At 69.1% G+C, this 24428-nt stretch carries 9 protein-coding genes and 2 pseudogenes; 2 read left to right on the top strand and 9 right to left on the bottom strand.

The genetic code is table 11. From position 1 onward, the window contains the following. Positions 1-300: 300 nt before the first annotated feature. Complete coding sequence (locus ACFWMR_RS28460; protein WP_378380581.1) at positions 301-2916, bottom strand: M4 family metallopeptidase; 2616 nt, start codon at positions 2914-2916, stop codon at positions 301-303. 33 nt (positions 2917-2949) lie between these two features. Beyond that, positions 2950-6870, bottom strand: coding sequence for a hypothetical protein (locus ACFWMR_RS28455; protein WP_378380580.1), 3921 nt, complete (start codon positions 6868-6870; stop codon positions 2950-2952). Positions 6871-7972: 1102 nt separating this feature from the next. On the opposite strand from ACFWMR_RS28455, the gene ACFWMR_RS28450 reads away from it, so the two are divergent. After that, positions 7973-8248: a hypothetical protein gene (locus ACFWMR_RS28450; protein WP_378380579.1), complete on the top strand. Its 276-nt coding sequence runs from the start codon at positions 7973-7975 to the stop codon at positions 8246-8248. A gap of 82 nt (positions 8249-8330) precedes the next feature. Here ACFWMR_RS28450 and ACFWMR_RS28445 read toward each other — a convergent pair whose 3' ends face one another. The 5 genes from ACFWMR_RS28445 to ACFWMR_RS28425 form a co-directional block, all read right to left on the bottom strand. Beyond that, positions 8331-8858, bottom strand: coding sequence for a hypothetical protein (locus ACFWMR_RS28445; protein WP_378380578.1), 528 nt, complete (start codon positions 8856-8858; stop codon positions 8331-8333). Between the two features lie 72 nt (positions 8859-8930). Beyond that, the gene (locus ACFWMR_RS28440; protein WP_378380577.1) at positions 8931-9248 is read right to left on the bottom strand and encodes a hypothetical protein; all 318 of its coding nucleotides are present in this window, start codon (positions 9246-9248) and stop codon (positions 8931-8933) included. Positions 9249-9439: 191 nt separating this feature from the next. Beyond that, positions 9440-9904 carry a hypothetical protein gene (locus ACFWMR_RS28435; RefSeq protein WP_378380576.1) on the bottom strand — a complete coding sequence of 155 codons (465 nt, stop codon included), beginning with the start codon at positions 9902-9904 and terminating at the stop codon, positions 9440-9442. Between the two features lie 304 nt (positions 9905-10208). Then, positions 10209-11297, bottom strand: coding sequence for a winged helix DNA-binding domain-containing protein (locus ACFWMR_RS28430; RefSeq protein WP_378380575.1), 1089 nt, complete (start codon positions 11295-11297; stop codon positions 10209-10211). Position 11298: 1 nt separating this feature from the next. Beyond that, positions 11299-12477 (bottom strand): epoxide hydrolase family protein, encoded by a 1179-nt coding sequence (locus ACFWMR_RS28425; protein WP_378380574.1) that lies wholly within the window; start codon positions 12475-12477, stop codon positions 11299-11301. A 62-nt stretch (positions 12478-12539) separates the two neighbouring features. Here ACFWMR_RS28425 and ACFWMR_RS28420 point away from each other — a divergent pair, with 62 nt between their 5' ends. Next, the gene (locus ACFWMR_RS28420) at positions 12540-13499 is read left to right on the top strand and encodes a helix-turn-helix transcriptional regulator (protein WP_378380573.1); all 960 of its coding nucleotides are present in this window, start codon (positions 12540-12542) and stop codon (positions 13497-13499) included. A gap of 460 nt (positions 13500-13959) precedes the next feature. On the opposite strand, the pseudogene ACFWMR_RS28415 reads toward ACFWMR_RS28420, so the two are convergent. Together ACFWMR_RS28415 and ACFWMR_RS28410 are read right to left on the bottom strand one after the other, a co-directional pair. Continuing rightward, positions 13960-17865 (bottom strand): annotated as a pseudogene (locus tag ACFWMR_RS28415) (type I polyketide synthase); the annotation flags it as partial. Between the two features lie 53 nt (positions 17866-17918). Next, positions 17919-24380: pseudogene (locus ACFWMR_RS28410) on the bottom strand (SDR family NAD(P)-dependent oxidoreductase); the annotation flags it as partial. Positions 24381-24428 lie beyond the last annotated feature (48 nt).

The following is a 24428-nucleotide window of genomic DNA, read 5'->3' as shown; positions in this document are numbered from 1 at the left end:
CTGAGCGTTGCGAACGTGGCTTTCGCAACACCCGAAACCGGCAGGTGGGCAGGCCAGGCACACGCCACCTTTGCCTTATCCCTCAATAACTCTCGGGCTTGGCTGACGGCGAAGTTCCGCTTGTCGTGCTCGTCGAAGTGGTGGCTCACGCGTCTGGTGAATAGGAGTCACGCGGCGCTGCGACTCGGCGGTGATCATGTCGAGCACGCTACGAGATGTCCTGAGAAAGGCCCGGCATCACTCGTACGCGTACGAGTGATGCCGGGTTTCGCGCAGTCGTCCGACGCGTCCGCGGAGTGGCTATCGCGTGTGCTTGTCCAGTTCGTCCATCGCCTGGTTCGCGGTCTTGCCGATCAGGGCCGGGGTGACGTCGGCGCGTTCCTCGGTGACGGTTTTCACGACGTCGGGCCGTTCGTTCTTGGTGCCGTAGGCGACCATGGCGTCGAAGAGCGCGTTGCTCTGGTCGACCATCTGTTTGGTGACGACGACAGTGTCGCCTTCATCGGTCAGCACGGAGACGAGGGCCGGCGAAAGGGTGGTCATCGTCCTGATGAATTGATCTCGCAGTGCCCTGTCCTTGTTGAAGATGTCCATGATGTCTTTCCCGGTGTCCATGATCACCCGCCCATAGTGCGTCAGAGCGGGACTGGCGTTGCGCTGCATCAGGTCGCGGACGTGCCCGGCCCCCGCGAGGATGTCGTCGGCGGGGACGTCGATGTCGGGGAACTGGTCCATGTCGGTGTCGCTGATGATGATCGGGATGAAGCAGATGCACAGCAGGAACACATACTCGTGCTCCCGGCCGAGCACGCCGACCTGTTGCCAGGATTGTTGTGCCGCCAGGGTTTCCGGTGTGTTCTGCCCGTACAGGTCCCGGGCCGCCAGCACGGTGGCCTGCGCGGCGCTGAAGAACGCCGAGGTGGGGACGAGGTAGGTGGTCAGCGCGCGGAAGGCGATCTGCTCGGCCCTGTCCTCGCCGATGGCCTGAGCCATGATGACGTAGGCGCGGTTGGCGATCCCGCTGTTGTAGTGCACACCCCCGTTGTCCATGCAGGTGTACACGTACTCGTCCATGTGATCCGGTTGCCAGAACTTGGTTTCGTCGTTCCCGTCGTTGCCGTTGTTCGGATCGGCCATGTTCCGGATGACGCCTGCCGCGGATCCGGCCCCGATCGTCCAGTCGGTGGTGACGACTTTCCCGGTCGCGTGCCGTTGCACCATCTTGCCGAAGATGTCGGCATAGCTTTCGTTGAGCGCGCCGGGTGATCCGAGGTAGTCGAGATTGGCGGTGTACTGGATGACGCCGTGGGTGAGTTCGTGGCCCGTCACGTCCGGGGTCACCATGTTGTCGCCGAAGTACATCGCGTCCCCGCCCCAGCCCGCGTTGACCCAGTCGACCGCGTGGCGGACGTGCGAGAGGATGGTCATTCCCTTGCCGTCGATCCCGTCACGGCCGAACTTGTCCCGGTAGTAGGTGTAGGTGGCGCCGGTCCAGTCGTAGGCCTTGTCCGCGTCGAGCACGTCGTTCGGCCCGACGTGGTGGCCGCCCGCCCATACCGTCTCCGGGTTCGGCGCCTCCTCGCTGTCGGTCCCCTGGTGCTGGTCGTCGAGGACCTTGATGTCGCGGCCGGTCTCGAACTTGTTGTCCGACCACCGCAGGTGACCGTTGTGCGCGTCGACGTAGTAGTCGTTCGAGGTGTTGCTCGACGGGTCGGACAGCCACACCCGCCACACCAGCCTGGTGTCGGTCTTCCTGTCCTTCGCCGGACGCTCACCCCGGACGAACAGCTGGATCGGCGCGATCAGTTTGCCTTGGGGCAAGGCCTTGCGGGCGACCGCGAGCGCCTTGTCCGCGCCGACGTCCGGGATGGTGGAAACCGGGGTGAGATCGGGCCGGGCACTGCTGCTGATCGCTCGCACGCTTTCGCCACCGGTGTTCAGGTGCATGATGACCACGGCGTTGTGCACCGGGACGCCGTCGACCGTCTGCTGGTAGCGGATGTGCTTCTGGCCCAGCCGGTCGGTGTCCTCCTGGACCTGCTGGAGCTGCCGGGCCGGGTCGGGCAGGCCGAACAGGGCGGCGTGGTCCGTCAGCCAGCCGCCGGTTCCGCTCCTCAAGGGACTGTTGACACCGATCAGGGACGGCACGTCGAGTTGGGTGTCCATGGCCAGCAGGAAGTCGCTGCCCGATTCCTGGCGCAACCGGTCGATGGCGGCCGCGGTCGCGGACGGGTAGCCGCCCATCGCCGGTCTGCCGCCCGCCGCCACCGTCGTGCTCGCCACGAGCGCGATCACCATCGCGAGCACGGCGAACCTGTGCCGCGGCCCCGCCTGCGGGATCCGGGTGACCGCGATCGCGCAGAGCTTGCCCAGACCCGCGATCACCAGCACCCAGGCACCCGTGAACCCCGCCGCCACCAGCCACGGCGTGCTCAGGGTCAGCAACGCCGGTCCGCCGGTCGTGTTCAAGGTGTCGACGAGCAGCAGGCCACCGCCGACCGTGACGACGTAGCCGAGGCCGATGCCGAGCACGCCGGCGAGACCGCAGCCGCGCCACCGGGCGAGGAATGCCGTGACCAGCAGAGCCGCCGCGGGTCCGAGCAGCACCCACAGCAACGGCGAGGCCTGGCCCAGCAGTTCGACCGGCCAGATCCGCCCCGTCCAGCCGGTGCCCGCGAACCGCCAGTCGACCGGAGCGCCGAGCCCCGCGCCGAAGGCGGTGAACACTCCCCCTGCCCCGCGGCGAAGCTGGTCGGCCGCCGAGGCGTCGAACCCCGAGCCGGTGGCCGCGATCAGCAAGCCGAGCCAGGTCGCCCCGAGACCGGCGAGCGTCCCGATGACGGCTTTCGCGGCCCCCAGCCCGAATCTCGTGGGCCACGCGTACCCGGCGCGTGATGACGTGTTGTCGTTACGCATTCGCATAGTCCTTGTCCGTAGTCAGGCGTGGAGTTACCGGACCTGCGTGGCGTCCGGGACCCGGCGCCATTTCTGCTGGGCCGATCCCGTGCATGCCGAGATCCGCAGTGCTTCACCGACCGCGGCCGAGGTCAGGCAGCCGCCCGTGCCGTTGGCCAGCTTCAGCCAGCCTCCGCCGGCGTCGGCCAGCGACCACCGCTGACCGGCGGCGCCTTCGGAATAGGCGACCAGTTGTGTCTGGTCGTCCGGTCCCCTGCCGAGCACCTTCGAGCCGCCGTAGCCGGTCTCGATCACCCAGCTCCCCGTGCCCTGTTCCCGCAGGAGCCATTGCTGGGGCTGCGGCCACCAGGGTTTGGGGTTGCGTGCCTGGATCTTCGTGCCCGGGGTGCGGTCGCCGAAGTCGAGGTCGACGGCGAAACCGTCACTCGAGACCAGCGCCTCGGTGGGCTGCTTCGTCGGTGGCAGAACGGCACTCAGCTCCGCCGGCTGCCACCGCTGTGCCGCACGGCCGTCGCATTCCGCGGCGACCAGCCCCGCCCCCGCGTTGCCCGCGGTGAGACAGGTGCCATCGGTGTTGTCCATCAGGTTGTACCAACCGGAACCGGCGGGGCGGAACATCCAACCCTGGTACGCACCACCCGGCACGTAGTCGACCAGGTTCGCCCCGTGCGACGCCGACGTGTCCAGCAGCAGGTCCTTGCCGTCCGGGTTGCCCGAGTTCGTGGCCTGGGTTTCGATCAGCCAGTTGCCGTTGCCCGCGTCGTGGAACGCCCAGCTCTTGTCGTCACCGGCGAACGTGGTCGCGCCCGCGCCGGTGACCGGAGCCCCGGCGTTCGAACCCGGGGCGGCGAGCAGTCCGGTGGCCGACTTCAGCTTGCCCGACTGCCCGTCCTTCACCGGCGCGTCGGCCAGTTGCCCGGGAGTCTTGCCGTCCTCTCCCTTCGCCGGGGTGTTCGGCGCGAAGATCGTGCCGCAGAGCACCTGCCACGTCTCGCACACCGAACTCGGCCCCGATTCCAGGGTCTCGCTGCCCGGCTGAGCCTGGTACCCGTGTTTGCCGAAGCGGGCGAGCTTGCCGTCGCTGATCAGGACGAACTCGCTCCACCCCGAGGAGCACGCCCACTGAGTGGGCACCGGACGGCGGCAGCCGCCCGGGATCCCGATACCGAAGGCCGCGTCGACCTTCTTCCGGAACGTCGTCCCGGCGGGATCGGCCTGCTTGAGCGTGTGCCACATCTCGCCGGTGCCGCGGACGGTGCCCGCCACCGTCTGGAGCGGGAACCCGCCGAACCGGACGTCCACCACCTTGTCACCCTTGATCAGGTAGGCGGTGTCCAGGGACTGGCCATCGGCGAACGCGGCGTCGACCCCGGTGTCGAAACCGGTACCACGCAACGAAGGCCAGCGTTCCGCGATGGGCGCCGGGCCCTCGCGCAACCAGTCGGAGCCGCGGTCCCCGCCCAGGCCGAGAACGAGGTACTGGTCACCGCTGAACAGGTACGCCTGCCGGTTCTCGCCGGGGATGACGAAGCCGCCGTCGATCTTGTTCGCGAACCTGGTCCCCCGGAGAGCGGGCCAGGTTTCGTAGATGCCCTTGACACCGCCGTCGATATGGGTGCTGCCCTCGACCTTCGCGTACGCGGGACCGTGGAACACATACACGTCGTCGTGGTCCAGCGTGAGCGCGGCGTCGATCGGCCGTCCCGGTGTCGGGCCGGGATCGGTGATCGAGCCGAGGCGCACACTGTCCGGTCCCTTACCCGGGGTGCCGACACACTTCAGAGAACTGCCCTTTTGCGTCCGGGCGAACTGGGTGAGGCAGGCACTCAGCGCGCGCTGGCCGAACGCGTTCGGGTGAATGGCCTCCTGCGCCGCACCCTGGAAGTTCGGCTGCGGCAGCCACGGCTTGTCGATACCGGGCACCCAGCGCACCCATTCCGCCTTCTCCGCGGGCAGCGGATTCGCGGCGCTGTTCCCGGCTGCCGCCTGGCTCGCCCTGTCCGCGCACAGTTCGTGGCCGTCGAACGCGTCCCGCAGATCCAGGAAGTCCGCGCCGACCGAGGAGGCCGCGCCGCGGAGCATCCCGCCGATGGCGGGGATCACCTTGTCGTGCGCCCAGGTCGCGTCGTCGTTGTAGAACGGGCAACCATCCCTGGTGTATCGCTGATAGTTCTCTTCCTTCTCGCGGAACCGGGAGCCCACCGGCATCGGCGCGGGATAGGACTGCAGCACCAGCCGGTAGGAATCGCGCTGGTAGCCGAGATCGGCCATGGTGTCGATGATCTTCTGCAGGGTGGCGTGGATCTTCGGCTGCGTCTCCCGCAGCCCCTTGTCCAGCTTCTCCTGCTGGGTCTTGTTGCACCTCGCGGAGGTGGCCGGGTTGAGATAGTTGGTCGCGCAGGTCGTCACGATGTCCGAGAAGCCGAGATCGTTGCCGCCGACCGAGACGGTGATCAGCTTGACCTCGTTGTCCGCCGCCACCTTCTCCAACTGCTGGATCTGCGGTTTCTCACCCTTGAAGGTCTCCGCGAGGACATGCTGGGTCAGCGCCCCGGAACAAGCCAGGTTGAACCGTCGTTCCGGTGGCACCCCGGCGACGTCGGCACCCTTGATCTCGGCGACATCGGACCGGTCGCATTTGTTGCCACTCTGGTAGCCGGTGTTGTCCACATAGGCGCTCATCCCCCGGTCGGTCCCCCAGACCGAGTCCTTCTCCGGGGTGTTCGCGTTGCCCGCCCAGCGTCCTGCCTCACCGGAGATGTACGAGTCGCCCATGGACACGATCGCCGGGGACCTCAGCGAGCACGAGTAGTCGTCGCCCGCCACCCGGAGGTTCGAGGCGGGTACAGGGAGACACTTGTCCTCTCCGGCTTTGCGGAGGGCCTTGTCGGTCTCCTTGCGGAACACGACCGGGTAGTGATCCGAGTCCGTCGAGGTGATGTAGCTCTGGCGGAATCCGGTGTACTCCTGCCTGTCCCGCTCGGGGGAAGGCATATGCGGGGTGGTGGCGGGGAAACCGTTGGCGATCATGTAGTCGTACTTGCTGCGTTGTTCCCTGCCCACCTTGAAGGTGTTCTTCGTCGAGCCGACCGCTGCCTCACCGGGGTCCAACGGGAGATCCGGGTCGAGGCGGTTCCCGTTCTCGTCGAGATCCCCGAGGACGAGGGTTTCCATCTCCCGGTTGTAGTCCCCGACGACGGCGTAGCGCTCACCGAGCCGCGTGGAGACCGGGGCGACCAGCTTGTCCACGTCGTTCTCTTTGTCGCCCTTGGACTCCGCGTGCAGGTTGTAGACCCAGGTGTCGCCGAACTTCAAGCCGAACAGGGGCTTGGCGGCGAACATCAGCCGCCAATCGCCGCGCGTCTTGAGCTCGGGGTACTTCTTGGCGTCCTCGTCCAGTTTCCTCGGCTCGACCAAGGCGGGCTGGATCCGGCACGCGCTGGCCGGCTGATCGGAGATCATCGCCAGCGTCCGCTCGCTGCTCTTGGTCTTCAGCAGGTACACATGGAACGTGTCGCTGTGCGGCGCGGGGAACTCGATCTTGAGGTGCGCGTACCGGGTCTTGCCGAACTCGCTGGTCTTGTACTTGTCGGAGGTGAAGTCGTCCATGCACCCGCGAGGCGAGTCGGCGTACTGATCGTCGGGATCGGCCGAGGTGGTCAAGTCACCGGTACCGTCGTCGGCAGCACCGTTTCCTTCGACGTCGGTGACTTTCGCGCCGGTGTTCTCCAGCGATTTATCCCAGTTGTCCGAGTGTTCCTGCAGTGCCATCACACGCAGTCCGTGCGCGCGCATCATTCCCGGAATGATGCTTCCCCACTTGTTGACGCCGCTGACACTGCCACGCATGTTCCAGGTGGCCACTCGGAGATCGGTCACCGCGGCGACCGCCGGTGCCGCCGCGGACACCAGAGCGGGGAGCAGGCCCGCGATCAGGGACAGAGCGAGAACCACGGAGACTCTTCGTCTCTGCGCAGGAGCAGGTAACACAAGTCCTCCAAAATCACGGAATCGCCGGCATCAGCGCAGCGAAAAGATCCGGTCGGCGCCGGTCGCGACGCTGATCCGGGAATCGACACTCGACGGTGACGCGAAGACAAAAGTGCGAGCCGCGCAATTCACGGCATTCGCTCAGGAAAGAGGGTTACTTCCGGATCCGGTTTCGCCCGGCGGGGGAATCGTCCGCACAGCACAAGGTCGTTCGCATACAGACTCTCCCGCGTTCCGACGCCCCAGGACGCCGACCGCACCCAGCGCACGGTCAGACCTACTCACGGGTCAAGTAAACCGGCGCGCAGGTCGAGCCAAACAGTCAAATGCCCTTCGGTTCAGAGAACTGTGTCCGCCGGGGAAGATCGACTCCTGGCCCGTCCCGCCCACCGGGAACACGCGGCTACTACATCCGTCCCGGAGGCAAACGGGACTACTCCCCCACTTCTCGTGGCAAACCTTTGACAGTGTCCACCGGTGCTGACCCGGAAGCCTGCCCCTGGCTGATGGGGCTCGCCTCGCTTCATCGTGCGCCGCGTTCAGGCACCGCGCCGGGCACGGCTGGTGAGGGAACCGGGGGGTAACGGGGCCCCACTCGCCTTTCACCGTCGTCGCGTTGTACGTAGGCTCGATGGCAGCTGAGATTGCCGGGTTCCGTCGGTCGACGGGGCGCACGGCGGAGGAGACCTCTCGGTTTTACGGCGCATGCCCTTGAACCGGAGGTCGAGTCGAGTGCCGAGTTTTCTGCTTGCAACTGTTGCAGTCGCCGTCGCTGCGCGGACGGCGATGCTGTTTCTGCTGGTCGTGGCCGCTGTCTACGCGGGTCGGGCCGAGCGCCGGTCTGCTGCTCTGAAGGTATTGCGGCTCCTCATACGTTCCGGCGAGAGGAGTCCGAAGCCGACCATTGTGGCAGCCAGTTCCTCGGCAGGTAGAAAACCGAGTGCTGCCTGACAGTGGACAACTCGGCAGTCCGCAGCTGGGTCGCCGGGGCGCGGGCAGGCCTATCGGGCACTGTTCCTGATCTTGCGGGCAGGCCTTCGGCTGCAGGACAGCCGGGTAGTGCATCGTGGCGATGCTGCGCAGGATCACCTGGGCAGAGATGGAATCACTGCGGAAACACAAGGAGAGTCAGGACATGATGTTGATTCGTCGCGCCGCGTCAGCGGGTGTGCTCGCCCTCGCGGTAGCCGGCTCTGCGCTGTCGCTGTCCGGCGCGGACGCAGGTTGGCTTGGTCACGACGGAGCCGCGGCGAGCAGCGACCGTGGTGCCAACCTGGCGTCGTTCGACCACGAGCAGCGGAATATCTTGGGCGGTTGCGCACAATTCCCGTGCGATATCTAGCCGGTTTTCTCGTCGATGGGGAGAGGGGCTCAGGTGCGGGCGGTGGACGGATAGCCCGGCTCGTCGGGATCAGCGTCCGCAGTCAGCGCCGCGGAACACGAGGCGTGCCGGCGTCGAGCCAGCGCACCGTTGGCGGAATCAGAGCCAGCAGGAGCGTCGTGGCCGCCGCGGCCATGACCACAGCGAACGGCCAGCTGGAGCCGATGCGCGGAGTGAGTCCGCTGTACGAGACGGTGAAGCGTGAACTTATCCACGGCACGAGCAGGACCAGCCCGGCGAAGCCGAGCGTGATCCCCGCTCCGATCGCGGTGAGCACCCGCCCAGGGGCTTTGCGCTGGAGCAACAGGGTCCCGCCGCTCGCGAGCAGCGCCATGGCCAACAGATCGGTCACCGCGGCGATCGCGAGGAAGACGGGAGCGGCGACGGAGAGATCGATGCCGGGGGCGATCACTCCGACGGCGAGCAAAACAAGGGAATAGGCGCACTCGATGGTGTGGAGCGCCGCAGCTGCCAAGAACACGAGTCCACCGAGAAGCGCCAGCACCCCGGCGGCGATCCCGCTCGCACCCTTCGGCTGCGACCTCGCAGCCGAGGGGTGCCCGAGTGTCATTCCATTCCCGATCGCGTGCTCGCCGTCTCTGGAATCACGGTCTCTGTCCTGATGGGACAAAGCCGCCGGTCGTCAGCAGGCCTTGACAATGACCGAGTGCGCCTTGCCGCCGAGGTCGAGGATCTTCACGTTCCGCTTCCCGGCGGGCACACGAACCTCATAGGTGCCGGGATCGACCGGATATCCGAAGTAACTGCCCGCCGGAGCGGCCCCGGTACCCGCGATCATCGAGCCGTTGGTGCGGTGGATCGTGGTGGCGACCGCGCTACCGCAGTTGTTGGAGATGTAGATCTTGCCCTTGGTCGCGGCGGAGGCAGTGCCAGTCCCGAGGACCGAGACGGCCAGCCCTGTTGAGGCCAGAACGGCAAGAACGCGCTGGGTAGTCGTCATGGTGGCTTCTCCGGTGTCAGGTCAGGTTCGGCCACAAGCTACCGGCAGGCGCGGCCACCTGCTGTCGGTCGAACAGACCACAACGCCACCGTTCAACGGTGATGTCAGTCTCGACGGCGACCTCGAAGACCCGTGCTGGGCGCATCTTTCGGCGCATAAGGGCTTACTCGACGTTATAGACCCTGCTCATCCTAACAACCTGGAATGACGCATTTGAGAGTGTAGTTGACCTGCGCGTGGCGTTCGTTGTTTCCCTGGACGGTCATCGTGAACAGCCCTCCGGCTGTGCCGTCGAAGGAGTTGGAACCGAAATAGGGAAGGTTCCAGTGGGCGTAGGCATAGCCTTGACCCCCTGATCTGTCGATGGTGTAACTCACCCAGCCTTCGGTGCCGGTGAACGCCCCGCAACTGTCGGACCGCCAGTAAACCGCTGTACGAGGCTGGATCTGACTGGATGGCTCGACGTTCCAGCACCCATGATCAAGGTGGGACGCCTTGAGGGTCAGGACGTGATTGGTCTGATTGAACAAGGTCACGTAAGCTTCGAACTCCGACTCCGGTCCCCGGTGCGGGACCGACGCCGACGCCCCGGGGGACAGCAGCGCCGTCAGCAAAAGTACTGCGGGCAGCGCCAGGAACAAACCCATCTTCTTCATGACACTCCTTGGTAATGGACAATTAGTCGGCTACGCATGCTCGGCCGGTTCGAGAACCCACTTCGACGATCAGGCCCGGCCGCGTCGCGCCCCTTTCGAAACATCATCGACCCCGAACAAGCAATATCCGTCCATCCCACACCAGAACCCCGGCGAACATGATCGCTTCCGGGTCATGAAACGGGCGAGAATCCTTACCCGAAAGGGCGGCCCGCTCCCCGGTTCGATACCGACCGAGCCACACAGCCTCAGCCGGGTTGCCCTTCATGGGCACGTCGCCGTCAAGCTCGGCGTCCGGCCGAACTCAGCCGAACCGGACGTCGTGAACGGCGCCGGGAGCGGCGAAGTCCAGTAACCGCAGCGCTTCGGCTTCGATGGCCTCTCGGTCGGCGGCGGAGATCGAGCGGAGCGGCACGACGGTGAGCACACCCGCGCGGTCCCTCGTCCAGGTCGCGGCCACCGTGCCGTCGACGAGCACGGTGGCCGCGACCGCCGCGCCCTGGCAGACCTGACGCCGGATCGGCTCGGTCATCACGCGCGTGCGATCGGCGTGGGCGAGCAGGGTCGCGTCGAACTCCGCGAGGAGCCGGACGGGCGCCGGCAGGTCCGGCGAAGGGATCTCGTGGTCCGGCAGGTCGAACAGCTCGCGCCCCGCTTCGTCGGTGTATGTCCGCAGTTCCGGCCGTAGCTGCTCGAAGACCTCACGCAGTCCGCTCACCCCGGACCAGGTCCGGGCGTCGGCGACGGTGGCAGGCCCGAAAGCGGCGAGATAGCGCCGGACCAGCTCGCGCACGTCGTCGGCGGTGGCGGCTTCGGGAACACCGGGGAAGACGGCGAACGGGGTCGCGCCGCGTTTGCCCCACGTTCCGCTCGGGGCGGGGTGCACCAGCGCGAGCAGGTACTGCACGGTCCAGCCGAGTGCCTGCGCGTCGGCACCCGGGCGGGTTCGCGCGAGCGCCCGCCCCAGCTCGGGCCGGGTGAGGACGCCGCCGCCTTCGAGCAGTTCGGCCGCGTCGGCGACCAGTTCGCCGAGGTCGACGCCGGTGGTACGGCCGCCGAAGGCGTTGCGCTGCACCCGCCGCAGCAGCGGTGCCAGCACCGGCCGGACGAGCCGGAAGTCGGCGGCCGACATCAGGTGCTGGGTGGCCCGCATCATCGTGGACCGCACCAGGACACCACGCTCGATGGCGACGGTGAGGTCCTCGATGGTGAAGCGTTCGAGCCGGTTCCAGAGCGCGAAATACGCGAGATCCGGGTCCTGCGCGTTCAGTCCGAAGAGGTGCTCGGTCGCCTCGGCCACCCCGAGATCGACACGGCCGAGAAGGAGTTGCCTGCCGAGAAGGGCGCGGTTGAGCGCCCGCGGGCTCAGCACCGCGGTCCCGCGAGCGCCCATCTCAGCGCACCTTCCGGAAGAACACGCGGACGTCGTCGACCAGCGCGGCGGGAGCCTCCATGGCGAGGAAGTGCCCGCCGTGGCCGAGTTCGGTCCAATGCACGACGTGGTGGTCGCGCTCGGCCCAACGCCGGACGGTCACATCGTGCGCGGACACGAGCACACCGGTGGGCACCGTCGGCGCCGCGGCGTCGCTCCAATCGCCGGATCCCCAGTCACCGGAGTCGCCGCCGCTCCAGTCGTTCGCCGAAATCTCCTCGTAGTAGATCTGGGCGGCCGAGCCGGCGGTGCCGGTGAACCAGTACAGCGAGATCGTGGCGAGCATGCGGTCGCGATCCACGCATTCCTCGGGCAGCGCGTCTTCGGGCATGGTCAGTTCCTTGAACTTCTCCACGATCCACGCGAGCTGACCGGCGGGCGAGTCGTGCAGGCCGTAGGCCACCGTCTGCGGACGCTTGGAGTTGCACTGCAGGTAGCCGTCGTTGAAGTTCTGCATCGACGCCCAGCGACGCTGGTCGGCCTCGGGAAGGTCGTCCAGTTCGCCCTCGGCGCCGATCGGGAACGTGATCATCGCGTTGAGGTGCACGCCGAGCACGTGCCCCGGATCCTGCTTGCCGATCTCCGGCGCGACCCACGAACCCGTGTCGTAGCCGTGCACGCCGTACCGCTCGTAGCCGAGCGCGGCCATCAGCCGGGCGAACAGGCCCGCCATCTTCGCGGCACTCATCCCCGGTCCGGCCAGCGGCGTGGAGAACCCGAACCCCGGCAAGGACGGGATCACCAGGTGGAAGGCGTCGGCCGGGTCTCCCCCGTGCGCTCGCGGGTCCGAAAGCGGCCCGATCACGTCGAGGAAGTCGGTCACCCCGCCCGGCCACCCGTGCAGCAGGATCAGCGGCGTGGCGTCCGGCTCCGGTGAGCGCACGTGGAGGAAGTGCAGGCGCTGACCGTCGATGGTGGTGACGGACTGCGGGTGCGCGTTGATCGCGGCCTCTTGCGCCCGCCAGTCGAACCCGGTGCGCCAGTATTCGGCCAGTCCGGCGAGGTAACCGGCGGGCACACCCCGGCTCCAGCCGACGTCCGGCAGTTCGCCCGGCCAGCGGGTGGCGGCCAGGCGCGCGGCGAGGTCGTCGAGGTCGGCCTGCGGGATGTCGATCGAGAAAGGGTGGATGTCCTGTGTCATGAGACCACGCTAGAAACCGGTTAGGACGACTTCGGTCCTAACCGGACGGCAGAATGACAACCATGCTGGAAACCTCCGCACGACTGCTGAAGCTCCTGTCGCTGCTGCAGACCCACCGCGACTGGCCGGGTACCGACCTGGCCGAACGCCTCGGCGTCACCACGCGGACCGTGCGACGGGATGTCGAGCGCCTGCGGGAACTCGGCTACCCGGTGCACGCGCTCCAAGGCACGCCCGGCTATCGGCTCGGCGCGGGTGCGTCCCTGCCACCGCTGCTGCTCGACGACGACGAAGCCGTCGCGGTGGCCGTCGGACTGCGCACCGCCACCGGCAGTTCGGTCACCGGTATCGAGGAGACCGCGTTGCGCGCGCTCACCAAGCTGGAGCAGGTGCTGCCGTCGCGGCTTCGGCATCGGGTGAACACGCTCCAGACCGCGACCGTACGCGCCGGGGAGGCGCCCGGTCCGAAGATCTCGGCGGACACGCTGATGACCATCGCGGACGCGTGCCGCCGCCACGAACGCCTGCGCTTCGACTACCTCAGCCCGCGCGGCGGTGCCTCCCGGCGGCACGCCGAGCCCTATCGCCTGGTCAACTTCGGCAGGCACTGGTACCTCGTCGCCTTCGACGTCGACCGCGACGACTGGCGCACCTTCCGCGTCGATCGCCTCACCCCGCGGCCGCCCGCCGGCGCCCGGTTCACGCCCCGCGAGCCGCCTTTCGACGACGTCGCGGCCTATCTGGCGCAGCAGCTTTCCGCGCGCACCTGGCCGTGCCAGGCGACGGTCGAGCTGCACGAATCGGCAGCCGCGGTGACCGACCGGGTGTGGCCGGGAATGGGCGCCATCGAGGCCGTCGACGAGCGCCGCTGTCTCCTGCGCCTCGGCGCCCCGACGACGTCCGACCTGGTGTGGATGATCACGTCGGTGCAGACCGATTTCACCCTGGTCAGCGGACCGCCGGAACTCGAAGGCGCGCTCCGGCGACAGGCGGAACGATGCCTGCGCGCGATCGAGTCTTGAGGCGGCCGTCGCCGCAGGACCGGCGCGCTCCCGAGACCACCCACTTGCAGGTCGGTCCGGGCGGTCGTGAGTGGCGTTTCGCGTTATTGAGAGGCAAGGCAAAGGTGTCGGGTCGTTGTGGCCGGCGAGATCGTGAACTGTCACCCAGAGTGAGGGGTGTGTGGAAACAGGGACGTTGAATGTCCCTATTTCCACACACCCCTGGAGCTTCTCGGGCCACCTGGTTGTGACCGGTCCGGTCACGCGGGACTGTGTGGATTTCTGAGCGTCCAACGCACCAAAATCCACACAGTCGGCGCCCGCGTTCCGGTGCCCCGCGGAGTCACTGACCCGTTCCGCGGACACGCCACAGTGGCCTTGCCCCTCAATACCCGCTTACGTGACTTTGCCCGGGGCCCTGCCCCTGAAAGTAGGGAAGGAGGCGATCAACGGCACACTGCCAGACGCCATGGCGAAGGGTTCAGTTCCCGAAAAGCTCCGTCAGCCAGTCGTTCAGCGCGGCGGCGGCGGACTCCGCGTGCCGGGTCAGCAGGGTGTAGTGGTTGCCGGGCAGATCGACGGTCCGCGCGCACAGCGCGGTCGGGAACTGTTCGTCCGCGGTGAACGACGGCAGGCCCGGAAGGGCTTCCGAGGCCCGCAGGTGCAGCGTCGGGGTCCGGATCGGGACCGGCTCCCAGGTGTCGAACAACGTGACATACCGGCCCATCGCGCCGAGCTGGCTCGCCATCGAACCCGCTTTCCCGCCACCGAAGAGTTCCTGCCGTCCGGCTTGCTCTTGCATGAACCGCCCGCGTACCTCGTTCCGGTCCGAAGCGGGCAGGTAGATGTCCACGAGCACGACGGCGTCGGCCGGGCGGCCTTGTGCCTCGAGGTACTCGGCGAAGGCACGGGCGACCCAGCCGCCCGCGGAGTAACCGACCAGCACCAGCTCTCCGGTGCCCACGTGCTCGTCGAGCGCGCGACGCTGCGCCGCGAACAGGCTGGGCAGGTCGGGCGGCAGCGGCTGGCCGTCGGTGAATCCCGGCGACCACATCGTCCACATGTCCCGAGGCCGTGGCATCGCGGGGGCGATGAACGAGTACGCGGCGTCGGTGATCGGTGAAACCGGCGGGATCGCGCACACCAGCGCGGGACCGCCCGAACCGACGGCCAGCCGCGAGACCGCCACCAGTGCGGCCGCGTCCGTCTCGTCGTCGAACGAGGCCCGCAGCAACCCGGCCTTCCTGGCCAGGCCCATCGAGTCGTGCGGTCGTCCTTGCTCGACACCACTCAGGTACAAGGAAACCAGACTGTCCGAATCGGGTTCTTCCGCGGAGGCCGCGCCGGGCCCGCTCTCGGGTACCTCGTCGGTCAAGAACTCCGCCAGCTCTTCGACCGTCGGATAGTTGAGCACATCGGTCAGCTGGAGGTCGACACCGGTCGCGGCGGCGATCCGGTTGCGCAGCTCGACGGCGGTGAGTGATTCGAAGCCGAGGTCGCGGAAGGTGTCGTCCAGCGGAACCTCGCGCCCACGCGGGTATTTCAGCACGGCGGCGACGTGGCCGCGGACCAGCCGGACCAGTCGTTCCCGCCGTTCCTCCGGCGACAGCGCGGCCAGGTCGGTTTCCGGTTCGGCGTGCTCCTCCCCCGCCGTGCCGTCCCCGAACTCGGGCAGGATCGGATCGAGCCAGTACCGGTCGCGGTGGAACCGGTAGGGCGGAAGGTCCACCCGCCGCGCCCCGCTGCCTTCGAAGACGACCTGCCAGTCTACTTCGACCCCGGCGACATGGGCTTCGGCGAGTGCGCGAAGAAAGCGATCAAGGCCGCCTTCGCCGCGGTGTAGCGTCCCGAGCACGGAGCCGGTCTCGCCGCCCGCGTCGAGGGTTTCCCGCAAGGCGCCGGCGAGCACCGGATGCGGGCTCACTTCGAGCAGCACCCGGTGACCGTCGCGCAGCAGGGTGCCGGTCACCTCGTCGAACCGGACCGTTTCCCGCAGGCTGCGGTACCAGTAGGCGGCGTCCAGCGGTTCGCCCTCGACCCACCGGCCGGTCCGGCCGGACACGAACGGCAGCACCGGATCGGCAGGCGTCAGCGGTGCCAGCTCGTGCAGGATCCTGTCCTTGATCCGTTCGACGTGGCTCGAATGCGACGCGTAGTCGACCGGGACGCGACGCGCCCGCAAGTCCCGCTCCGCGCATTCGGCGAGCAGGCTCGTCAACGCGGCGGGGGTCCCGGAGACCACTGTGGACAGTGCCCCGTTGACCGCGGCGATGGTGAGCTCGTCCGGCCTGCCGTCGACGAGTTCCGCCGCCGCCTCGGCGCCGAGGGCGACCGAGACCATCCCGCCGGTACCCGACAGCGCTGTCAGCGCGCGACTGCGCAGCGCGGCCACCCGCATGGCGTCGGAAAGGCTCAGGGCACCGGCGATCCACGCCGCCGGGATCTCGCCCTGCGAGTGCCCGGCGACGGCGGTCGGCTCGACGCCGTGGTGCCGCCAAAGCCGGGCGAGGGAGATCATCACGGCCGCCAGCACCGGTTGGACGACGTCGACACGTTCGAGGGAAGGCGCCCCTTCGGCCTGTCGCAGCACATCGACGAGAGACCAGTCGACGAACGGGGTCAGCGCCTTCTCACACTCGACGATCTGCTCGGCGAACACCGGCGAAGCGGCCAGCAGCTCCATCGCCATTCCCTGCCACTGCGCGCCCTGCCCTGGGCAGACGAACGCCACCCCGGTGTCGGGGACCGCGGTGCCTTCGACCACGAAGGGCGACGGTTCACCGGCGGCGAGCGCGGAAAGACCGTCGACGAGTTCTTCGCGAGTCGCGCCGAGCACCACGGCGCGGTGCCGGTGATGAGTCCGCGTGGTGGCGAGCGAATACGCGACGTCGGCAGGGTCGGCGTCGCCGAGTTCGTCGAGCAGTTTCTTCGCCTGCGCGACCACTCCGGCGGCCGTGGCGGCGGAAACCGCCCACGGCAGCAGAGGCGGAGGAGTGCCTTCTTCGGTGTCGGCGAGGGTCTCGCCCTGTTCGAGAATGAGATGCGCGTTCGTGCCGCTCATCCCGAACGACGAGATCGCGGCCCGGCGGGGGCGGCCGGTTTCCGGCCAGGGCAAGGCTTCGGTCGTCAGCGCGATCCCGCCGCCGTCCCAGTCGACGTGCGGGGTCGGCCGATCGAGATGCGGCAGCGGCGGCACGAGACCGTGGCGCATGGCCATCAGCATCTTGAGCACTCCGGCGATCCCGGCGGCGGCCTGGGTGTGCCCGAGGTTCGCCTTGGCCGCTCCGACGAGCACCGGTTCGGCACGGTCCCGTCCGTAGGTGGCTTGCAGCGCCTGCGCCTCGATCGGATCGCCCAGTTTCGTGCCGGTGCCGTGCGCTTCGACCACGTCGATGTCCTGTGTGGACAGTTCGGCGTCGGCGAGCGCGTCGGTGATGACCCGCTGCTGGGCCCGCCCGTTCGGCGCGGTGAGCCCGTTGGACGCCCCGTCCTGGTTGATCGCGGACCCCTTCAGCACGGCGAGCACCCGGTGCCCGAGCCGCCGCGCGTCGGAGAGCTTTTCCAGGACGACGATCCCCGCGCCCTCGGCCCAGGCGGTGCCGTCCGCCGCGGCGGCGAAGGGTTTGCACCGGCCGTCCGGCGCGAGACCACGCTGCTGCGAGAACTCGATGAACCGGATCGGGCTCGGGATGAGCGTCGCGCCACCGGCCAGCGCGAGGTCGCATTCACCGTTCCGCAGCGACTGGGCGGCCAGGTGCATCGCGACGAGTGAGGACGAGCAGGCGGTGTCGAGGGTGATCGCCGGTCCTTCGAAGCCGAAGAGGTACGACACCCGTCCGGAGGCGACGCTGGCCGCGTTGGCGATCGACACCTGTCCGACCAGCTCGACCGGCACTTCCTCCACCCGTGAGGCGTAGTCGCCGCCGACCAGCCCGGTGAACACCCCGGTCCGGCTGCCGCGAAGCCGGGTCGGATCGACCCCGGCGGACTCGAGCGCGTGCCAGGAGACCTCCAGCAGCAACCGGTGCTGCGGGTCCATCACCAGGGCTTCGCGCGGTGAGACGCCGAAGAACCCCGCGTCGAACTCGGTCGCCGATTCGATGAACCCGCCGTGGCGAACGTAGGACTTTCCCGGCGCTTCGGGGTCGGGATCGTAGATCTCGGCCAGGTTCCATCCGCGATCGGCGGGGAATTCCGAGATCACGTCGCGGCCTTGGTCGAACACCTCCCAGAGCTGTTCGACCGATTCGACGCCGCCGGGGAACCGGCAACCGGCGCCCACGATCACCACTGGGTCGGCCTCGGCGTTTTCGAGGCGGTGCAACCGCTTCCTGGTTTCGTACAGTTCGGCCGTCACCCGCTTGAAGTACTCGACGAGCTTCGGGTCATCGGACATGGCTTGCCCCCAACGGTTTCGTCGTCGTCACTGGCACGGCAGGTTCACCCACGGCCGAACTCCCGGTCGACGAAGTCGAACAGCTCGTCGACGGAGGCGGACCGCAACGTGTCCTCCGCTTCGCCGGAATCCCCGCCTTCCAGCTCGGTCAGCAGGGCGCGCACCCGCGACCCCAGCGTCGCGCGCAGTTCGGCGTCCTCCTCCAGCTCGGCGACCGCGCGTTCGAACTCGGCCAGCCGAGCCAGCGCCGGCGAAGGTGCCGCAGCGGCGGGAGCACCGGAATCGGTGATCTCCGTGCCGAGATACGCGGCCAGGGCGTTCGCCGTCGGGTGGTCGAAAACGAGCGTCGGCGGCAGCCTGAGGCCCGTGGCGGCGGTGAGGCGGTTGCGCAGTTCGACCGAGGTCAGCGAGTCGAAACCCAGTTCGCGGAAGGGGGTTTCGGTGGGCACCTCGTCGCCGGACGCGTAGCCGAGGACGGCCGCCAGATGACCTCGTACGAGGGACACCAGCTGCCGTTCGCGCTGAGCCTCCGGCAAGGAACCCAGCCGCCGCATGAGCGCGTCGGGCGCCTCGGCGGGCGTGTCCTGACGGCGACCGGCCGCCACTCGCCGGGCGGAGCCGCGGACGACGTCCCGGAGCAATGGCGGGATTCCCTCGCCCAGCCCGGAAATCGTGCCGAGGTCGAGGCCGAGCGGGGCGAGCAGGGCCCGGTCCGAGTCCTGCGCCGCGTCCCAGAGCGCGAGGCCCTGCTTCGCGGTCAGCCCGCGGACACCGGTGCGTCCCATCCGTGCCCAGTCCGCCGCGCTGAGCCCGCCCGCCATGCCACCGCGTTCGGCGGAATCGTCGCCCGGTGCCCAGAGCCCCCAGGCGAGCGAGGTGCCGGGCAGTCCGGTGTCCCGCCGCCACTTCATCAACGCGTCGGCGAAGGAGTTGGCGGCGGCGTACGCGCCCTGCCCGGCGGCCCCGAAGATGCCGGCCGCGGAGGAGAAGCAGACGAAAGCGGCCAGGTCGAGGTCCTTGGTGAGTTCGTGCAGATGCCAGGTCCCGTCGAGTTTCGGCCGGAGGGTGGCGTCGAGCTGCTCTTCGGTCAGTGTGGCGACGACGCCGTCCGCGAGCACCCCGGCCGCGTGCACGACAGCGGTGAGCGGGTGCTCCGGCGGCACGGCGGCCAGCGCGGCTTCGACGTCGCCACGGTCGGCGACGTCACCCTTGACGACGGTGACCGTGGCACCGAGGCCGGACAGCTTCGTGATCAGCTCGCCGGCACCGGGCGTGTCGTCACCGCGGCGGCTGAGCAGCGTCAGATGCCGCGCGCCCCGGCGGGCGAGGTGCTCGGCGATCAGGCCGCCGAGCCAGCCCGTGCCGCCGGTGACCAGGATCGTGCCGTCGGGTTCGGGTTTCCGCGGCACGGTGAGGACCACCTTGCCGACATGCTTCGCCTGGCTGACGTACCGAAGCGCCTCTCCCGCGCGCCTGAGGTCGTAAGTGCGGCGCGGTGGCAGGGTGAGCACGCCGCGGCCGAACAACGCGGAGACCTCGTCCAGCATCTCGCGGACCCGGTCTTCGCCCGCGGAGGCGACCAGGTCGTAGGAGCGGTAGCGGACGCCGGGATGGGCCTCGGCCACCGCCTCCGGGTCGCGGACGTCGGCCTTGCCGATCTCCAGGAACCGTCCTCCCTTGGCGAGCAGGCGCAACGAGGCCTCCAGGAACTCACCGGTCAGCGAGTTCAGCACCACGTCGACCCCGCGGCCGCCGGTCGTCTCCCGGAACCGGGTCTCGAACTCGACCGTCCGCGAGGACGCGATGTGCGCGTCGTCCAGCCCGAGCCCCCGCAGCGTGTCCCACTTGCCTTCACTGGCCGTGGCGAACACCTCCGCTCCGAGATGCTTCGCGAGCTGGATCGCCGCGATGCCGACACCGCCCGCGCCCGAGTGGATCAGCACGGATTCGCCCCGCCGGAGCCCGGCGAGATCGGTGAGGCCGTAGTACGCGGTGAGGAACGTGATCGGCACGGAAGCCGCCGCTTCGTACGACCAGTCCCGCGGGATCGGCGCGATCAGCCGGTGATCGGTGACCGCCACCGGCCCCATCGCGCCGGTGAACACGCCGAACACCGGGTCGCCGGGGCAGATCCCGGTCACGCCGTCGCCCGTTTCGAGGACCACCCCGGCGGCTTCCGCGCCCGGCACCGCCTTCCCCGGGTACATGCCGAGCGCGACCAGGACGTCACGGAAGTTGACCCCCGCGGCCCGGATCCCGACCCGGACGTCGAGCGGCGCGAGCGGTCCGAGCACCTCCGGGCAGGGCAGGAGCGCGAGGTTGTCGAGCGTGCCGTGCCCGGTGCTGTCGAGGCGCCAAGCCGGTTCCGCCGGGACCGGCAGGAGCCCGTCCGCCGCGACCGGGTGCAATCGCGGGATCAGGGCCGTCCCGGCCCGCACGGCGATCTGCGCTTCGCCGGTCGCGAGCGCGGCCGGGATCACGTCGTCCACCGGCCCGTCGGTGTCGAGCAGCACGATCCGGCCGGGATGCTCCGCCTGGGCCGACCGCGCCACGCCCCAGATCCCGGCGATCGTCGGATCGATCCGGTCACCGGTCACCGCGGCGACGGCCCCACGGGTGGAAAGCACCAGTTTCGCGTCGGCGAACCGCTCCGCGGCGAGCCAGGCGCGCAGCACTTCGGTCACCTCCGTCAGGGCCTCCCTCGCCGACGGCACCACCGAACCGTCCTTTGCGGACATCGGGACGACGACGGCGTCCGGGACCGGCCCATCGTCGCCGGTCGCGGCGATCAGCGCGGTGAGCCCGGAGAACCCGTCGTCGAGCAGGACGTGTCCGCCGACGCCCGCCGCGGCCGCCCCTCGCGCGGGCACCCAGTCCAGCCCGTACAAGGAATCGTCCACGTCCGGCGCGCCGAGGGCCGACCGTTCGGCGACCGGCCGCCAGGCGAGGTTTTCGATCGTGGCCACCGGCGCGCCCGCGCCGTCGGCGAGGGTCAGCGCCACGTGCCCGTCGGCGCCGGTGACCCGCACCCGGAGCATCGACGCCCCCGCGGCGTGCAGGGTCAGCCCGGACCAGGCGAAGGGCATGCTGCCGGAGCCCTGGTTGATCGAATCCAGGAACGGGCCGAGCCCGACCGCCTGGAGCGCCGCGTCCAGCAGGGCCGGATGCAGGCCGTACCCGTCGGTCAGCGACCGGTCCCCGGGCAGCTCGATCTCGGCGAACAGTTCCGTGCCCCCGCGCAGCCAGACCTTGCGAAGGCCGCGGAAGACCCCTTCGTACCCGAACGCCAGCACGACCTCCGGATCGTCGTAGTAGCTGCCGTCGAACGGGATCGGTTCCGCGCCCGATGGCGGCCATTCGGCCAGTTCGTCCCCCGCGGGCGCGGTGCGGGCCCCCAGGAGCCCGCTGGCGTGGGAACGCCAGCCTCCGACGTCGGCGCCGTCGGGCCGGGAGAACACCCGGACCGGACGGCTGCCGGAGTCCAGCGGTTCACCGACCAGCACCTGGATCCGCACCCCGCCCTCGTCCGGCAGGGTCAGCGGGGTCTCCATCGTGAGTTCTTCGATGACGTCGCAGCCGACCTGTTCACCGGCGGACAGCGCGAGTTCGACGAACGCCGTGCCCGGCAGGATCACCGTGTCGTGGGCGCGGTGCCCGGCCAGCCAGGGCTGCGCCCGCAACGAGATCCGGCCGGTGAGCGCGACCCCGCCGCCGTCGGCGAGGGTGAGGGCGGCGCCAAGCAGCGGATGCCCCGACGGGAGCAGGCCCGCCTCCCGGACGTCGGCGGTGTCCGCCTCCGGGGCGATCCAGTAGTGCTCCCGCTGGAAGGCGTAGGAAGGCAGTTCGGCGGGCGAAGGCGCGACGGGCGCGAGAACCGCCGTCCAGTCCACCGTCACCCCTCGGGCGTGCAGTCCGCCCAGCGCGCGCAGGACGGCTTCGGCCTCGTCCCGATCGGTGCGCACCGCGGGGATCGCGACCATCCCGGGCTCCCCGTCGGCGGACGGCGCCACCATCGCGGAGAGCACCGCGGCCGGGCCGAGTTCCAGCACGGTGGTGATCTTCGCTTCCCGCAGGGTGGCCAGACCGTCGTGGAACCGGACGGCCGCCCGCGCGTGCTCGACCCAGTAGCCGGGCGAACGCAGCCGTTCGGCCGTCGCCGGTCCCCCGGTCACGTCGGAGACGATCGGGATGGACGGCGGGTGGTACTCGAGTTCTCCGAGCAGCGCCTCGAATTCCGCGAGCATCGGCTCCATGAGCGGCGAATGGAAGGCGTGGCTGACGCGGAGCCGCTTGACCCGGCGCCCGCGGCCATCCCAAAGCCGTTCGAGCCCGGCCAGCGCTTCCTCGTCCCCGGACAGCACCACGGACTCCGCGGTGTTGATCGCCGCGATCGAAACCCGGTCCTCCAGACCGGCCAGATCGGGCAGTACCTCCGCTTCGGTCGCGTCCACCGACACCATCGCCCCGCCACCGGGCAGCGCCTGCATCAGGCGTCCCCTGGCGGCGATCATCCGGCAGGCGTCGGGCAGCGACCAGACACCGGCGACGTGCGCGGCGGCGATCTCCCCGACCGAATGCCCGAGCAGCTGGTCCGGGCGCACCCCCCACGACTCGACGAGCCGGAACAGCGCGACTTCGAACGCGAACAACGCGGGCTGGGTGAATTCGGTGCGGTACAGCAGTTCCGCTTCGGCCGAGCCGGTTTCGGCGAACATGATCTCGCGCAGTGGCCGGGACAGGTGCGGATCGAGTCCGGCGCAGACCGCGTCGAACGCGGCGGCGAACGCGGGATACTCGGCCGCGAGCCGTTGTCCCATCCCCGGCCGCTGCGCCCCTTGCCCGGTGAACAGGAAGGCGAGCGAACCGTTGCCTGCCACGTCTTCGACGACGGCGCCGCTCGCCGTGCCGTCCGCGTAGGCGTTCAGCGCGGTGGCGAAGTCTTCGGCTGTCCTGCCGAACGCCACCGCGCGGTGCCGGAAACCGACCCGGGAGCTCGTCAGCGCGCCCGCGATGTCCGCGGGAGTGGCCCGGTTCTCTCCGGCGAAGGATGCCAGCCGGGCGGCCTGTCCGCGCAGCGCGGGCCCGGTCTTCGCGGAGATCACCCATGGCAGGACCGGAAGCGACCCGGTCGCCACCACCGGGGAGACCTCCTGGGCGGGCGGCTCCTCGATCAGCAGATGGGCGTTGGTCCCGCTGATGCCGAAGGAAGACACGCCGCCTCGCCGCGGTGTCGCCGTTTCCGGCCACGGGACGGCCTCGGTGAGGAGTTCGACCGCGCCCTTCTTCCAGTCCACTTTGGACGACGGAGCGTCGACGTGCAGGGTCTTGGGCAGTTCACCGTGCCGCATGGCCATGATCAGCTTGATCGCGCCGGCGACCCCCGCCGCGCCCTGGGTGTGCCCGATGTTCGACTTCAGCGAACCGAGCCGCAGCGGACGCTCCGGCGATCGGTCCTTGCCGTAGGTCGCGATCAGCGCGTTGGCCTCGATCGGATCGCCGAGGGTGGTGCCGGTGCCGTGCGCGTCCACCACGTCGACGTCCTGTGTGGACAGTCCGGCGTCGGCGAGCGCGGCCCGGATCACCCGCTGCTGCGCGGGTCCGCTGGGCGCGGAGAGACCATTGCTCGTCCCGTCCTGGTTCACCGCGGAACCCCGGAGCAGCGCCAGTACCGGATGCCCGGCGCGACGCGCGTCGGACAGTCGTTCGAGCAAGAGGAGACCGGCGCCCTCGGCCCAGATCGCCCCGTCCGCCCCGTCGGCGAAGGATTTGCACCGGGCGTCGATCGAGGTCACGCCCTGGCCGCAGAACTCGGTGAAGGTGTCCGGCGTGGCCATCACGGTGATCCCGCCGGCCAGCGCCATCCCGCACGCGCCCTCGCGCAGCGCGCGAATGGCTTCGTGGATCGCCACCAGCGAAGAGGAACAGGCGGTGTCGACGGTCACCGCCGGCCCTTCCAGACCGAAACAGTAGGAGATCCGGCCCGAGATGACACTGGAACTGTTGCCGGTGATGCCGTGCGGGGAATATTCCTTCGAGCCTTTCCACACCAGCTCGTAGTCGTTCCCCGTGGAGCCGACGTAGACCCCGGTCCGGCTGCCGCGCAGTTCGTCCGGGTCGATCCCGGCGGATTCCAGCGTCGCCCACGCGACTTCCAACAGCACTCTCTGCTGAGGGTCCATCACGAGCGCTTCCCGCGGGGAGATGCCGAAGAAGCCGGCGTCGAAGAGTGGCGCGTCGTGCAGGAAACCGCCCTCGCGGACGTACGAACGACCGGATCTCCCGGCGTCCGGATCCGGGTCGTAGAGCTCGTCGAGATCCCAGTGCCGGTCGTCCGGGAACGGGGTGATCGCGTCGCCCCCGTCGCGGACGAGGTCCCACAGCCCGGCCGGGGAGTCGATGCCGCCGGGAAGGCGGCAGCCCATCCCCACGACGGCGATGGGCTCGTGCGCACGGCCCTCCACCTCGCGAAGCCGCTCTTGGGTGCGCCGCAGTTCGGCCGTGACCTTCTTCAGGTACTGGCGGGTCTTGTCCTCTGTAGACATCAAAGCTCCAGT

Origin of the sequence: Amycolatopsis thailandensis (assembly GCF_042723255.1) — a bacterium.
Lineage (GTDB): Bacteria > Actinomycetota > Actinomycetes > Mycobacteriales > Pseudonocardiaceae > Amycolatopsis > Amycolatopsis thailandensis.
Note: the sequence above shows the minus strand (reverse complement) of the source record. Positions and strands in the feature narration are given on the sequence as shown.

Coding starts and splice junctions, on each gene's coding strand:
- ACFWMR_RS28460 (WP_378380581.1), bottom strand. CDS start 2,916: ATGCGTAACGACAACACGTCATCACGCGCCGGGTACGCGTGGCCCACG.
- ACFWMR_RS28445 (WP_378380578.1), bottom strand. CDS start 8,858: ATGACACTCGGGCACCCCTCGGCTGCGAGGTCGCAGCCGAAGGGTGCG.
- ACFWMR_RS28440 (WP_378380577.1), bottom strand. CDS start 9,248: ATGACGACTACCCAGCGCGTTCTTGCCGTTCTGGCCTCAACAGGGCTG.
- ACFWMR_RS28435 (WP_378380576.1), bottom strand. CDS start 9,904: ATGAAGAAGATGGGTTTGTTCCTGGCGCTGCCCGCAGTACTTTTGCTG.
- ACFWMR_RS28430 (WP_378380575.1), bottom strand. CDS start 11,297: ATGGGCGCTCGCGGGACCGCGGTGCTGAGCCCGCGGGCGCTCAACCGC.
- ACFWMR_RS28425 (WP_378380574.1), bottom strand. CDS start 12,477: ATGACACAGGACATCCACCCTTTCTCGATCGACATCCCGCAGGCCGAC.
- ACFWMR_RS28420 (WP_378380573.1), top strand. CDS start 12,540: ATGCTGGAAACCTCCGCACGACTGCTGAAGCTCCTGTCGCTGCTGCAG.